Annotated in this window: 12 protein-coding genes and 4 pseudogenes; 2 read left to right on the forward strand and 14 right to left on the reverse strand. The window is 68.2% G+C overall.

The genetic code is table 11. From position 1 onward, the window contains the following. Window positions 1–179: 179 nt before the first annotated feature. A complete protein-coding gene (gene wecB, locus CV1CTNOD_RS01445) occupies window positions 180–1442 on the reverse strand; it encodes a non-hydrolyzing UDP-N-acetylglucosamine 2-epimerase (protein WP_131784397.1) in 1263 nt (420 codons plus the stop codon). A 224-nt stretch (window positions 1443–1666) separates the two neighbouring features. Between wecB and CV1CTNOD_RS01450 the strand changes: the two are divergent. Beyond that, window positions 1667–2041 (forward strand): annotated as a pseudogene (locus CV1CTNOD_RS01450) (IS6 family transposase); the annotation flags it as partial. 192 nt (window positions 2042–2233) lie between these two features. On the opposite strand, the gene CV1CTNOD_RS01455 reads toward CV1CTNOD_RS01450, so the two are convergent. The 13 genes and pseudogenes from CV1CTNOD_RS01455 to CV1CTNOD_RS01510 all read right to left on the reverse strand — a co-directional run bounded on the left by CV1CTNOD_RS01455 (window position 2234) and on the right by CV1CTNOD_RS01510 (window position 12866). After that, window positions 2234–2734 (reverse strand): GbsR/MarR family transcriptional regulator, encoded by a 501-nt coding sequence (locus CV1CTNOD_RS01455; protein ID WP_131784398.1) that lies wholly within the window; start codon window positions 2732–2734, stop codon window positions 2234–2236. Window positions 2735–2828: 94 nt separating this feature from the next. After that, entirely contained in the window at window positions 2829–4229 is a 1401-nt protein-coding gene (locus CV1CTNOD_RS27545; protein ID WP_165485264.1) for an anibiotic ABC transporter, read from the reverse strand. Continuing rightward, window positions 4214–4492, reverse strand: a complete 279-nt coding sequence (locus tag CV1CTNOD_RS27550) for a hypothetical protein (RefSeq protein WP_207386102.1) — start codon at window positions 4490–4492, stop codon at window positions 4214–4216. The genes CV1CTNOD_RS27545 and CV1CTNOD_RS27550 overlap by 16 nt, the downstream gene beginning before the upstream one ends. 5 nt (window positions 4493–4497) lie before the next feature. Beyond that, a pseudogene (locus CV1CTNOD_RS27555) lies at window positions 4498–5412 on the reverse strand (ATP-binding cassette domain-containing protein). Between the two features lie 179 nt (window positions 5413–5591). Beyond that, window positions 5592–5894 (reverse strand): annotated as a pseudogene (locus tag CV1CTNOD_RS01475) (DDE-type integrase/transposase/recombinase); the annotation flags it as partial. Between the two features lie 73 nt (window positions 5895–5967). Continuing rightward, complete coding sequence (locus CV1CTNOD_RS01480; RefSeq protein ID WP_131764844.1) at window positions 5968–6867, reverse strand: hypothetical protein; 900 nt, start codon at window positions 6865–6867, stop codon at window positions 5968–5970. Window positions 6868–7039: 172 nt separating this feature from the next. Further along, window positions 7040–7645: a transposase gene (locus CV1CTNOD_RS01485; RefSeq protein ID WP_131784400.1), complete on the reverse strand. Its 606-nt coding sequence runs from the start codon at window positions 7643–7645 to the stop codon at window positions 7040–7042. After that, the gene (locus CV1CTNOD_RS24315) at window positions 7638–7799 is read right to left on the reverse strand and encodes a hypothetical protein (protein ID WP_165485265.1); all 162 of its coding nucleotides are present in this window, start codon (window positions 7797–7799) and stop codon (window positions 7638–7640) included. Before CV1CTNOD_RS24315 ends, CV1CTNOD_RS01485 begins: the two co-directional genes overlap by 8 nt. Window positions 7800–8490: 691 nt before the next feature. Then, window positions 8491–8694, reverse strand: a complete 204-nt coding sequence (locus CV1CTNOD_RS01490) for a cold-shock protein (RefSeq protein ID WP_131764847.1) — start codon at window positions 8692–8694, stop codon at window positions 8491–8493. 707 nt (window positions 8695–9401) lie between these two features. Beyond that, window positions 9402–9677 (reverse strand): hypothetical protein, encoded by a 276-nt coding sequence (locus CV1CTNOD_RS01495; protein WP_242606274.1) that lies wholly within the window; start codon window positions 9675–9677, stop codon window positions 9402–9404. A gap of 200 nt (window positions 9678–9877) precedes the next feature. Next, window positions 9878–11470: an ISKra4 family transposase gene (locus CV1CTNOD_RS01500; protein WP_165485266.1), complete on the reverse strand. Its 1593-nt coding sequence runs from the start codon at window positions 11468–11470 to the stop codon at window positions 9878–9880. 670 nt (window positions 11471–12140) lie between these two features. After that, window positions 12141–12321, reverse strand: a pseudogene (locus tag CV1CTNOD_RS01505) (IS6 family transposase); the annotation flags it as partial. A gap of 89 nt (window positions 12322–12410) precedes the next feature. After that, window positions 12411–12866 carry a MarR family winged helix-turn-helix transcriptional regulator gene (locus CV1CTNOD_RS01510; protein WP_131764853.1) on the reverse strand — a complete coding sequence of 152 codons (456 nt, stop codon included), beginning with the start codon at window positions 12864–12866 and terminating at the stop codon, window positions 12411–12413. A 100-nt stretch (window positions 12867–12966) separates the two neighbouring features. Here CV1CTNOD_RS01510 and CV1CTNOD_RS01515 point away from each other — a divergent pair, with 100 nt between their 5' ends. Continuing rightward, window positions 12967–13914, forward strand: a complete 948-nt coding sequence (locus CV1CTNOD_RS01515; RefSeq protein ID WP_131784402.1) for a quinone oxidoreductase family protein — start codon at window positions 12967–12969, stop codon at window positions 13912–13914. The last annotated feature ends 9 nt before the right edge of the window (window positions 13915–13923 follow it).

The raw sequence follows: 13923 nt of genomic DNA on the forward strand, positions 1-13923 counted from the left end.
CGCCTCCGCCGACACCCCCGCCGATCCCGGCCCCGATGCCAATACCGATGCCGATCCCGCCGCCGCCACCCACGATCCGTCCGTACATCTGTTGCTACCTCCACTCGTTGCCAAGGTTCTGGGTACACCGCCGAAGCCGGCCGCCCAGGCCGGCCGTGCTCGGGCCAGGTCAGGTCAGGTCAGCTGGGCGTCGGCCCGGTGGCCGTGCGGAATGCGTCGGCCGGATCGCCGGCCGACTGACGCGGTACCCTCAGCAGCCCGGTGACCGGTACGTTCTGGTGCAGCAGGGCGGCAGGCGCGGGCATGTCGTGCGGACGCGGTCCCAGGCCCAGCAGCCAGGCACAGGCCGCCGCGGACCGCTCACCGGCGCGGCCGTCGCCGAACGGGCTGTGCGGCACCGCCGGGCGGTGCGCGGAGCCGCCGCCGAGCAGGGCCTCGACCGCGGCGACGATGGCCTGCGGGTCGGTGCCAACCAGCTGAGCCGCTCCGCAGGCCACCGCCTCGGGACGCTCGGTTATCTCCCGTGTCACCAGGACCGGCACCCCCAGCACCGGCGCCTCCTCCTGGATCCCGCCGGAGTCGGTCAGCACCACCGCGGCGTCCGCCAGCATCCGCACGAAGGCGGCGTAGCCCACCGGCCCGCCGAGCGTGACGTTGTCCCGCCGCGGGATCACCGCGTCGAGGGTGGCGCGGACCGCGGGGTTCATATGGCAGGCGACGACGAACTCCCAGTCCGGGTGCCGGTCCGCCAGCCGGGCGACCGCCCGCCCGACCTGCGCGATCGGTTCCCCCCACGATTCCCGCCGGTGCGCCGTCACCAGCACCCGTGGCGCGCCCCCGCTGTGGCTGCCGCCCTGGGGCGGAACAGCGCCCTTGCATGTCGCGGCCCGGGCCGCCTGCAGCGCATCGACAACCGTGTTACCCGTCAGCACAATCCGGTTGTCCGGCACCCCTGCGGCGCGCAGGTTCGTCACCGCCCCGGTGGTCGGCGCGAGGTGTAATGCGGCGATCTGGCTGACCATCCGCCGGTTGCCTTCCTCCGGGAACGGCGCGGCGAGATCACCCGTGCGCAGGCCGGCCTCCACATGCGCCACCGGAACCCCGCGCAGGAAACCGGCGAGCGCCCCGGCCAGCACCGAGGCGGTGTCACCCTGCACCACCACCAGGTCCGGGCGGATCCCCTCCAGCGCGCCGTCCAGCTCGTGCAGCAGGTGAGACGTCAACTCGGTCACCGACCGGCCCTGCCCGACCGGCGCCAGCTCCGTCCCGGTCGCCAACCCGAACACATCGAGGACCTCGTCCACAGCATCCCGCTGTTGACCGGTCGCCACGACCACCGGAATGATCAATCCTTGTGCGCGCAGGGCGACGACCACGGGCGCAAGCTTCACGGCCTCCGGCCGGGTACCGACCACCACAGCCGCGACCGAACCCGCTCTCACCGTCGCTGACCTCCTCCAAGTACACCGGAACGATCTGTTGGCCGATAACCTACTGTTACCGATCTTGTAAGTTGACGACTAAAAGTCACAGGAGGTTCACCGTAAAGGTGACCACCCGGACAGCCGGACAACGCACTCACGCCCGCCCACCCGGGGCGCAGGCGGAGGGCCTGTCGTATCGGCGAGGTCCGCCGTCTCGGCGTCTGACCAGGCATGATCGAGTGATGTGCCGACGTGGCGCCCGTCCACCGGTCTCACTCTTGGAATTCGCCGGGTTCCGGTTCGCCTGAGGGGAAGCGTGCTGGCGGTCCACTGCTACCTGCGCTACGCCCTGTCCTACCGGGACCGTCGAGGAACTACTCGCCGAACGCGGCCTCGTCGTTAACCATGTGACCGTCTACCGGGGGGTGCAGCGGTTCACTCCGCTGCTGATCGACGCAGCCCGGCCCTGCCGGCACACTCCCGGGGACAGGTGGTTTGTTGACGAGACGTATGTGAAGGTCTCCGGCCGGTGGATCTATCTGTACCGGGCGGTCGACCGGTTCGGGCAGGTCATCGACGTGTTCGCCTCCGACCATCGCGACCTGGCCGCAGCCCGGACATGTCGTTGTCCGTCACTGCGGAGGTCCGCACTGGCCCACTGGCGGGAACACCGGGTTCGGTCGGCGGTAGCGCACTTGTCATGCACACCGCTTCGTTCGACAATCTGGCTTCGACAACCCGGCCCGGATCCGCCCTCCTCGCCAAGGGCGGCACGAGTCACCGCGCAGCGTGGCCGACCCGCCCGAATGTTACGGTACCGGCCCTTTCCGCTCCCGGACTTCCTCCCATCTGTCCAGTAGGGCATCCATCTCGTCCTGGATGAAGAGGAAGAAGTCCCGGGCGTCCGCCAGCCGGCCTCCCGACGGCGAGGCGTCGCCGCCGACGGCACGCACTCCTTCCCGCACGATGTCGGCGACCTTCTGGTAAGGCCGGCCCTGAATGCTGGCCGCGTACCAGGTGCCGTCGGGAAAGCGGTAGATGTCGCGCCGCGAGCCGGGGACGGGTTCGCGGATCACCAGGCCGATCTGCGTCAGGTAGCGCACGGCACCGGAGACGGCCGCCGCGCTGACGCCGAGGCGCTCGCCGATCTCCCCGGCGGTGAGACCGGGTTCGTCGGCCACCATGAGCGTGCCGAGCACCCGCGCCGGCATCCGGGGAAAGCCCAGGTCGTTGAAGGTCATCGCGAAGCGCTCGACGAACCGGCGGACCGCCTCCTCGTCACGTGCGCCGTCCGCTCCCGTCGTCGTCATCCTTCATCACCTTGTGAAGATCCCTGCCTGAGGGGTCGACGGACCCGCCGACACGCCGCGGGTCGTGTCGGCGCACGATCACGATTCGGTACGATCATGTCACGATGTCGCGCCGCCGAAAGAAAGCCGTCCCGGCCGCCCCCACCGCGACCGCGACCGCGACGGCGACGGCGACCACCAGCGGCATCGCGGTGGCCTCGGCGGCCGGCAACGCCGGGACGTGGCTGAACGGGGAGACATCCCGGACCGGCTGGGGCAGGTTCAATAGATCGCCGAGCTGGCCGAGGAGGAGGCTCACCACGAAACCGGCCCACCCCACGCCGATCGTCAGCCGCGGCGCAAGACCGAACACCGCCACGACCAGCCCGCCCGGGATCAGTGCCGCCGGCAGCCACACGAACGCGGCGGCGACCTGCTCGGCGAGCTTTTCGCCGACGTCGCCCGTGCTGAGCCCGTACACAAGGCCCGCCGAGACGCCGGCGAACCCCAGGAGTACCGCCGCACCGGCTGCGGCGACGACCAGGTGGCCGCCGAGCCAGCGCACCCGTCCGATCGCGGTGGCGATCACCGCCTCCACGCGTCCCTCCGTCTCCTCGGCGCGCGGGCGCAGCAGGGCCTGGACGACGAACGCGGATGCCATCGCGCCGATCACGGCCATCATCGCCGCGTAGAACGCCTCGACAAGGTCCCCGCCACCCCCACCACTCAGCCTGGTGATGGTTTCCACGGCGCTGCTGTTGTCCTCCAGCGCTTTCTCGACCGTGTCGCTCAGTGATCCTATTGTTATGCCGAGCACTGTGACGGCCGCGACCCAGCCGAGCAGGATCCCACGCTGGAGCCGCCAGGCCAGCCCGAGCGGGTTGAGCAACTTCGGGGCGGCCTGGGCCGGTCCCGGGCGTGCCGCGATCATGCCCATACCCACGTCGCGGTGCGCGGTCAGGGCGAAAGCCACGGCGGCGCCCGCGCAGAACAGTGCGAGGGGCAGCGCGAGCACCCACCACCTGTCCCCGGCGAATGGACGTACCTGGACGGTCCAGCCTATCGGGGACACCCACGACGGCCAGGCGCTGGTCAGGGTGTAGCCATTCGGATCGATCTCGCCGAACGCGTCGCCCAAGCCGCGGACGAGGAACGCGACCCCGACAGCGACGGCCGCGATCCCGTTGGCTGCGCGTGAGGTCTGCGCGACCTGCGCGGCGACAGCCGCGATCGCGGTGAAGGCCATGCCGGTGGCGCCGACCGCTGCACCCGCCGCGACCGAGCCGGCAGCGGGTTCCCCGGCGCCCACGAGCGTGAGCGTGAGCAACACCGCCAGCACGACGTTGGCGCAGACGGTGACGAGGATCGCGGCGCTCAGGCCGGCATACCGCCCCACCATGGTGGCGCCGATCATCTCCGCGCGGCCGGTCTCCTCATTACGCCGGGTGTGGCGCACCATCGCGAGGGTGCTCATGAAACCGGCGAGCACGGCTAGGAACGTCAGTATCTGGAACATGCCCAGCGCGCCGGTACTGGCCCCGGTGGGGGCGTTGCGCAGCAGGAGGAGTGCGGGGCTGTCGACGACGCCGCGCAGAGCGCCGATGCGGTCGCCTCGGTCGGGTACTGCTCCCTCGTCGCAGACAGGGAGACAGCGAGCATGGCCGTCGTGCCCGCGACCCAGATCGGCAGCTGGACGCGGTCGCGGCGCAGTGTGAACCGGGTAAGCCGGGCGGTGCCGGCGAACGAGGTCATCGGGGCGGAGGGCGTCGTCATGGTCACCGATCTCATCGCGCGTCCGCCATCTCGTCGTCGTAGTGGCGCATGAACAGCTCCTCCAACGACGGCGGGGGCTGGTCAGCGCCCGCACCCCGAAGCGGGTCAGGTGCCTGAGCACGGCATCCAGTTCGTCGGCGTCGACGTCGAACGTCGCGCGGGTGCTGGCGCCGTCGGCCGTGATGTCGCGCACGTCCGCGTCGTGCATGCCGGGGAGGCCGGTCAGTCCGATGATCGGCTTGGCGGTCTCCACTGAGATCGAGGTTCGGGTCAGATGGCGCAGGTCGGTCAGCGTCCCCGACTCCACGGTCCGGCCCCGCCGGATGATGCTCACCCGGTCGCACAAGGCCTCCACCTCGGCGAAGATGTGGCTGGACAGCAGGACAGTCGCGCCGCGTTCCTTCACCTCGCGGACGCACTCCTGGAAAACCGCCTCCATCAGCGGGTCCAGCCCGGAGGTCGGCTCGTCCAGGATGTATAGCTCGACGTCGGAGGCGAAGGCGGCCACCACGGCGACCTTCTGCCGGTTGCCCTTGGAATACGTCCGCGCCTTCCGGCTCGGGTCGAGCTGGAACCGCTTGACGAGCTGATCTCGGCGCGCCCCATCGAGCCCGCCGCGCAGCGCCCCGAACAGGTTGATCGACTCGCCGCCGGTTCGGCCACAGGTTCACATCTCCCGGCACGTAGGCGAGCCGCCGGTGCAGCTCCACGGCGTCACGCCACGGGTGCCCGCCGAGCAGGCGCGCCTGACCGGCGTCCGCGCGCAGCAGGCCCAGCAGAACACGGATCGTCGTCGACTTGCCGGCTCCGTTCGGTCTCAGGAAACCGTGCACCTCACCGGAGTCGACGGACAGGTCCAACCCGTCCAGCGCGCGGCTCCGGCCGAACGACTTCACCAGACCGGAGATCGAGATAGCGGTCGTCATGGATCGGCACGCTACGCAAATTTCACAAATTTGTGAAGCGTATGAATTTTCTGACCGGAGCCGACGGTGGGACGTGAGCCTACTGTTACGACCTGGACCGAGCGGGATCTGTTGCGTTGGCGAGGGGGTCTGTTGCGCTGAGCGGGGCAGGACGCGAGGGGCTCCTGCCGGATCGGTGATCAGACCGCCAGGGTGAGCTCGGTGAAGGCAGCCGACAGCCGCGGATCGGGTTCGGCGTCGGCGCTGATTTCGTAGTGGCCGCGGCGGATGTTCTGGACAAACGCATGCCCAGAACCGATCACCTGGGCAGAGCGGAGGCGTTTCAGTCCGCGCATCGGCCGGAGCCGTGCTTTCAGCTGGCTGTGATCGGATTTGATCCGGTTGTTCGCCCGTCGAGCATCGAGATGACAGGCATCCGGCAGCAACTCGTCCAGGACCCGCGGGTAGACCGCAGCCTGATCCGTGGCAAGAACTGGCGGACGGGACGTCGACGCATCGCTCGATCATGCCTGGACGTACACCGAGACAACGGACCTCGCCGATGCAACAGATCCACTATCGATCAGCCTGCGCGAGGATCTGTTCCCGGAGGACGGTTGCCCGTCGTTTGCTCGCTGCCTGCACCGCGGCTTTCCTGGCGATCGCGTCCTTGAGCTTCGGGGTCCTCTCCGGTAGGTGCGACAGCTTGGACAGATGTGGCACGCCATTGAGGTCCGTCGTCGCAGCGTCGATGACCGAGCGCCAGCTCTGCCCGTTGCGGTTCAGCTTGCCAAGCTCCTCGACGTGCTCCTTGTTGTCGAAATACCGCAGCTGGTACCACTCGTCGTTCACGGGATTGTGCCAGCTGAGATATCCGCCCTGAAGTACCTGCCGCGGCTCCTCGATGTGGCCCCCGAAGCTGTACCTGGCAGACGATTTCGACGAGTCGAAGTAATGCGGCGTGTAGAAGTCGGAGACGAGGATACCGTCCACCGAATAGGCGAACTCCGCGGACTCGGGTGGATCGCACGTCTCCGCAAGGAACTCGACCCAGCCATGATCCTCGCCGATCAATTCCTTCGCCCGCTCCGGGAACCTGGCGGGGACCAGGCGGCTGCCGAACGGATCGGCCAGCATCTCGAGCGCCTCATGACTCGCGGTCAGTGACCAGCTTGGTCCCACCTCGACGACGGCGTATGGCTGACCATGCTCGTCCTGGTGGACGCCGGCGGCGCCCGGGATGTCCCTGTTCACGATCAGGATTGGCCAGTAGCCGAGTGGTTTGTCCGACAGACTGGGAAATACGTCGACGGTCGCGGAGACCTCCCAGATCGGGGCGAAGTCGCGTGACACCTGCTTCTGGATGGCTGCGGCTACCTTTTCGATGTCGCCGGCCTCGTTGCCGACGGGGGTCGCCCGCCCAGCTTCCTCGTCCTGCGGGTCGAACGGTATGAGCGCGATCTGCTGAACAAACATTCGGCTTCCCTTTCTGGCCGGCGGATGCGCCGATGGACATCCGTATAAGATCGGTTGGCGTGCTTGTCTGCGACGAACGGTTGTCGGACTCCCGTGGGCCCCGGCTGGTTCTCTCCTCCCGGCATGGAGGAGGAGCTGATAGATCCGTTTTCGCCGGTATCCTGATACGGGGCTACCCGGGAAGCAGCGATGAAAACACGGCTACGACGATGCGAATGGGTCGCGCAAGTAACCGCGCATAACGGCATCGGCCGTAGGAAATCCGGCCGGGGCTGTTGCATACGCGGGGTCCTTGATCGGGCGTGGTGGAGGGATGCGTCGGCGTGCCGTCCATCCGTCGGTGCCCGTCTCGGAGTTTGCCGGGTTCCGGTTCCCACTGGCCAGGTCGGCGTAGGCAGGTGTGGTGCAGGCCGGTGACGGCGACACCGTGGCGGATGGTGCCCTCGACGCCGGCGCGTAGCGCGTAGTCGGCCTGCCAGTCGGTGGTTGTCCGGGCGGCTCGGGCGCCGTACTGGGCCTGGTAGACGTCGCGGGGGTGCACGGTGAGCTGCCGGCGCCGTTTCTTCGAGGTGGTGCACTGGCCGCGGACGGGGCACGGTACACAGGTCCCGGCAGCAAATTTGATCATGATGGTGTCGATGCCGCGTTGGCTGGCCGGGGTCCAGGAGCTGCTGGTCTGTCCGTGCGGGCAGATGGCCGGGTGGCGGTCGAAGTCGATCGTGAACGCGGAGCGGTCGCACCCGGCCCCGGCTCTGGCCTGTGCCGAGGTGTCAGCCAGGACGGGGGTGACCGGGAATGATACCGAACGTCCGCCAGGATCCGACGATCATGTCGGTGGACGGGTAACCGGAGTCGGGGTAGTGCTCAGCGGGCAGCAGGCCCCGGCGGGCGGGCTGCTGGTGGACGAGTTCGGTCATGGCCGAGTCGGTCACGGCCGCGTCCGTGGTCGCCACATTTGTGATGATGTTCGGGAGGGTGCGGCTCTGCGCAGCCGGGGCTCAGGCTCGCCGCCGCCGGCCGGGGCGGTGTCACCGCCAGGACGGCAGGTCTCACTGATGGGATCGTGTAGCCCTTCCAGGACGTGTCACGTGTGACACCCCAGCGGGCGTTGAGGTCATCCGGGAAGGTCAGCCGCGTTCTGCCCAGGTGGGAGACCGTCTATGTCCGCCTCCCGCCGTTTGATCACTTCCCGCCTGCCGCCGCTGGTGATGGTCCGGGTGTAGTTCTGCACCAGCACACAGCGCAGCAAGCCAACTGCGGGCAGCGCAGCCAGCCCGGTATGCCGGGTGCGTACATGGCAGTCAGCAGCGCGAACCCGTCGGTGCCGTGGGCCGTTGCCAGCTCGTCCTGCTTCGTCCACGAGGTGGGCAGCCGTCAGGAATAGACCCGCCGGGTGTAGCGGCCACCCCAGACGACCACGTCCATGGTGGCAGCCAGCCCGGCGGGCGCTGCGGCATTCGCCGATTATTGGCGATCTTAACCGCAGATCTTCCTGTTAGCGAAGCTCACGTGACCGCCTCACGGAGGCTTCAGACGCCCCAGGGCGACTGTGGAGGAGGCATCCACCAGAAGATTTACGGTCAAGATCGACCGATTCTGGCGGATGCGACAGTGCCGGTCAGATCAGACCGGGCGGACGTGCTCGGCCTGCGGACCCTTCTGGCCTTGCGTGATGTCGAACTCCACGCGCTGGTTCTCCTCCAGGTTGCGGAAGCCGGCGCTGTCGATGGCCGAGTAGTGAACGAAGACGTCGGGACCGCCGCCGTCCTGGGCGATGAACCCGAAGCCCTTCTCGCCGTTGAACCACTTCACAGTGCCCTGAGCCATGTGTTCTTTTCCTTCGTGGGGGCCGTACCGGGCCGCCTGCTGCGGGTCCCGGGTTGCCGCGGTGTGATCGTCCCCATGTCGGGTAGGACCGGAAAACGAAAAATGCCCGCTGTCAGACTCCACGGGCGTTTGAAACGTTCGAGGAAACTCCAACTGCAACACGTCGAACCTACCAGGTTCCGTGGCCGGACGTGGAGTCAGAGGCAACTGGGCGCCGGCGGCGTAACTCGATCAGCGCGAGTGGCGACAGGCTGGAGCCGACGTTGACGCGGCCGTCGACAGGCATCGGGTCGAGTGGGCGGGGAGCAGCATGACCGGATACTTCCTGCGGCGTCGATGGGCGACACTGTCCGTGCAGCTGGAGAGTCGCCACAGCGGCTGCACCCACACCGAGCGCTGTCGACGCCGATGTCGGTCAGGCGCCACGGCAAGGCGTCGACCGCGGCAGTCCCAGGCCCGGCCCGACGTCGGACGGTTGAGAAATCATCCACGCACAGCGCAGGCACCACGTCCGCCTCGGGGCCGAGGTGCGTGCCGCCATCCGCAGGACATCAGCGGTCTGGTCGTCCCGCTCCACGACGACACCAACCAGAGCTGACGACACCAACCAGAGCTTCAGGGGCAGGGAACTGGCACCCCGCGCATGATCGCCAACTTTTCGCCGCCGGGAAGTTCCAGGACCGTCCCTGATGCGGGCCTGTGGGGTGTCAGAACTCGACCACCGACGTTGACCTGGGCTTGTAGGCGGCTCGTTCGTATGCGTTGACCAGGCCACCGAGGACGAGCCAGCGCTTGATCCGTTCCGTCGTGACGTGGGCGATCGGGTAGTCGGGTCGGTTGGAGTTGGAGCATGCGGTGCGGGCGCCGTCCGTTGTGGGGCACTGTTGCATCTGCCCGGACCAGCCGATCTTGATCGTAAATCTTCCAGTGGAGACGTCCTCCACAGTCGTTTCGGGCGCCTGAACACTCCGTGAGGCGGTCACCTGAGCTCCGTCGACGGGAAGATCCGCTGTCAAGATCGCCGGTAATCGGCGAATGCAGCAGTGCCGGCCGAACTCCGGGCCCGTTACATGTGCCTGACCGCCGATCCACGGCTGGCGTAGCCACCAGCCACGTCGCGCCGAATCACCCCGGTCCCGGGTGCGGCTCGTTTAGAGGTCCGGCAAATCGGGCGTGCCGGGGTTCAGGCGGCGAGGGCTTCGGGTTGCTGGTCAGGGGTGTCTTTGGGCTGGTAGCGAGTGTCGTGGTTACGCTGCCTGTCCTGTTCGCGGTGGAAGGTGAAGTAGTCGTCGAGGTCGCCGTTGCCGCGTAGGGCGCGCAGGCGCAGGACAGCTTCGGCGCCGTCGAGTCCCCCGCGGGCGCCGCTGATCTCCATCCGATCCTTGATCATCCATTTGGCGGCGCCCTCGATCAGGCCGCTGGCCACGGGCCAGCCGGCGGCCAGGAACGTCGGGTAGTCGAGGTGGTTCCGTTTGCGTTCCAGGTAGCCGGCGCACTCGTCGGCGCCGGTGCGTTCGGTGGCGGTGTAGCCGAACCGGGTCGCGCGGCGGCGGATACCGACCCACACGTCCCGGGCCCGCCCGTCGAGGATCTTGCCGGTCTGCTCGCGGACCCATGCGCGGGCGGCGGGATCCTTGTCGTAGAAGAACACCTTCGCGGCCTTCCACAGGTAGCCCTGGACGTGGATCAGGTCGAGGAGGATCGGGATGTTCTTGCCGCGGGTGGCGGCGAGGGTCTCGATCGTCTCGATCTGGTGGTTGTTCCCGTCGATCACCGCGAACCAGGGCCGGGCGTGGTCGGGGTCGCGGCGGTCGGCCTCGGTGAACGCGTCGGCGATGACGGCGGCGGCGGGCCGGGCGACGGACGCGAACACGGTGCGCCCGGCCGCGCGCGGCGGGGGGTTCGCCGGCCCCGGGCCGGTGCGTGGACCGAACAGCGCGCCGAGGACGTCTGTGGCGGTACGCGGGGCGGGTGGGATGTCCGCGACGGCGGCGAGTTCCGCGGTCCGGGTCCGGGAACGGCGCAGGTCGGCCGGATCGTCGGGCCAGCCGTGTTCGGCGGCGGCCAAGGCGCGGGTGGCGTGGGCCTTCGCGGTGGCCGGGCGCGGCGCGTCGGGTCGTACCGGCAACGCGGACCCGTCACAGCTGATCAGCAACCCGGTCGGCTGCGGGCAGTTCTCCGGGCGGCGCGCCGTGTAGTAGGCCTCGAAGTCGGCGGCCGCTTCGACGGCGAGTTGTTCGGCCTGCCGTTTACCGAGGCGGATCGCCCCGGCCTGGCTGACAGTGTCCGCGACCTGCTCGAAGGGCACGACCGCCGCGGCCTCGGCCACGCGTTTCTCGATCCCGGCCGAGTAGCTGCGCGCACCCCAGGCCAGGTCGGCGTCCTGCGGGTACAGGTTGTTCTTCCCCTCGGCACGGTACGCGAGCCGGGATGTCTCGACCTCCCCGAAAATCGTGGTGCGGTGTCGTCGGTGTCCTGCCTCACGGACGGTCCGGTGCTGACCGTCGGTGTCGCGGACGTCGTCGCGGCGCCGCTCGGCGCGGGCCCGCTGGTCGAGATGGGCCTGGGTGAGCAGCCGCGCGCCCTCGAGCGCGTCGGTCCAGGCGCGTTCCTCGAGCGCTGCATGCTCAAGCCGGTGCGCCTCACCTGACCCCGCCCAGGCGATCATCTTCTCCACGTGCGCGCGCAGCGGAGCGAACACGTCCTCAAGGTCAGCGTGCGCGGGGTGCGTGCCGCTCTGAGCGTCGCGGGTGGAGTCTGGGATGCTGGTGTGCATGGCCATCGTCTCCTTCTGAGTGATCCAAGTCGCCACAAAGACTGGAGACGGTGGCTTTTCCATGCCCGCACCCGGTCGATGACCGGCTGTCCCGTTCGGGACCACGCATCAGGGCCGCAAACCGGCTACCTGCGCTTTCTCGTCTGACGGTGGACGGCTACGCGGTCAAAGTACCGACTCTCCCGGAACGCCCACAACGCCCAGCCAGGAACCGGTCTGGCCGGACTTCAGGAAGAGCCGCACCCCACGAACAACCTCACCGCGGTCATCCTGAAGGGGACCGACGAGGGATGCGACGGCTACAAGATCGGCGTTCGGCTGATGACCGCCACCAACAGCGGCGCCAAGTACTACTGGCCCTGGTACGGCTACACGACCGGCTGTGGCACGACCTATACCTACAACACGTACACCTATAACACGTACGCCACCGATTCGAACGGAATCCAGTACGCCACCATGGAACTCGGCGTCTTCAGGGCAGCACGCTGGAGGGCACCCGAAAGGCGCCCATCTCCAAGCGGCCGAGCGCCTGAAACGGCAGATCGACTGGCCGCTGAGCAGTGGCCGCGGCGGATGTTCTGGACAGACGCATGCCCAGAACCGATCACCTGGGCAGAGCGGAGGCGTTTCAGTCCACGATCGGCAGCGGGGTGAAGCGCTGCACTCACTGGTAGACGATCACATGATCGACGACGGGACCGCGTTCCGGGAGGCGTTCCTCGGCGTCTCGGTACGACAGTGCGTAGCGCAGGTACCAGCGCACCGCCAGCATGCTTCCCTTCCGGGGGAAGCGGCACCCGGCGAACTGGAGAGGCCGGGACCGGTGGCCGGGCGGGACGTCGACGCATTCCTCGATCATGCCTGGCCGGATGCCAGGGCGACGGACCTTGCCAACGCAACAGTCGCGGTCTGTGTTGCCGGCATGGTGGACTGGGGTTCAGCGGGACCGGATCGATGCCGTCTGGTCAACGAGGACAGTGGTGGCGCGTTCCAGGAGTGTGCAGAGCGAGGCGTGTTCGGTGGGTGAGAACGTGTCCGTGAGTGCCCGTTCCAGGACGATCACCTCCTGGTAGGCACGGTCCAGGAGGGATCTGCCCTGGTCGGTCAACGTGGCGATCTGCACCTTGGCGTGCACCGCGGATGCCTCGCGGTGGATGAGGTTCTTGGCCGCCAGGTTGGTCAGGACGCTGGCCATGGTCTGCTGGGTGACCCCGCAGGAGCGGGCCAGTTGAGCGCCGGACATGCCGCCTTGACGCGACAGGGCCAGCAACACGGTGTACTGGATCATGGTGAGCCCATAGCCGCGCAGCACCGCCTCGTGGTGCGCCATCAGTGCCTGCTCCGCCTGTCTGATCCGGGTGCAGAGATACTCCTCGACCGGGACATCCGTCATACGCTCGCTCCACTTCACAGATACCTGTATTGACACAGTAACCTTATACAGGCTACCGTGTTGACTGTCAGGATACTGAGTCAACACAGGAGCATGAAATATGAAGGCTGTCGTCCTCGACATCGATGACCACTACCGGCTCACGGACGTCGCTGAGCCCACCCCCGGTCCCGGCGAAGTCACGATCCGGGTCGCCTACGCCGGGATCCAGTGGGGAGACGTGCTGGTACGGGACGGCCATTTCCAGGTACCCCGCCCGTTCGTCCCCGGCTTCGAGGCATCCGGGCACATCAAGAAGGTCGGCGAGGGCGTCGACGTGAACCGCGTGGGCCAACCCGTCACTGCGCTGACCACCGCCGGCGCCTACGCCGAGGTCGTCGTGGCATCCGCCGTGCTCACGCTGGACGTCGGGACGCTTCCGCTTCGCACCGCCGCGGGGTTCGGCTGGGGCACGCCCACTGCCTACGACCTGGTCAACGCCGTCGCCTGGGTACGGCCCGGTGACAGCGTGCTGATCCACGCCGCTGCCGGCGGGGTCGGCATCCCAGCCGCACAGTTCGCCAGACTGGCGGGAGCGGGTCGCGTCGTCGGCGTGGTCGGCAGCGCCGCCCGGGCCGTGTATGCCACCGAGTTCGGCTACGACCAGATCGTGACCCGTGCGGAGTTCCCGACCGCGCTCGCAGACGAGCGGTTCGATGTGATCCTCGACCCGGTCGGTGGCCAGACCCGCCACGCCAACCTGCACCAGCTCGCACCGCACGGCCGGCTGGCGGTATACGGCAACATCAGCAGCTACGAGCCCTTTCTGGCCTCCGTCAACGACCTGCTCGCGGAGGGCAAGTCCCTGGTGACCTACAACAGCAGCCTTCTCAGTCAGACCCACCCCGAGCGGCTCGCCGACACGGCCCGCCACGTGCTCAAGCTCCTCATCAGCGGCCAGGTACGCGTGGACATCACCGCCGAATACGACCTGGCCGACCTCGGCACCGCGGTTGCGCGGCTGGCTAACGCCGCCACCCACGGCAAGAACATCCTTCGCGTCGCCTGATGTCTCGTG

The organism is Protofrankia symbiont of Coriaria ruscifolia (assembly GCF_900634745.1).
Classification (GTDB): domain Bacteria; phylum Actinomycetota; class Actinomycetes; order Frankiales; family Frankiaceae; genus Protofrankia; species Protofrankia californiensis.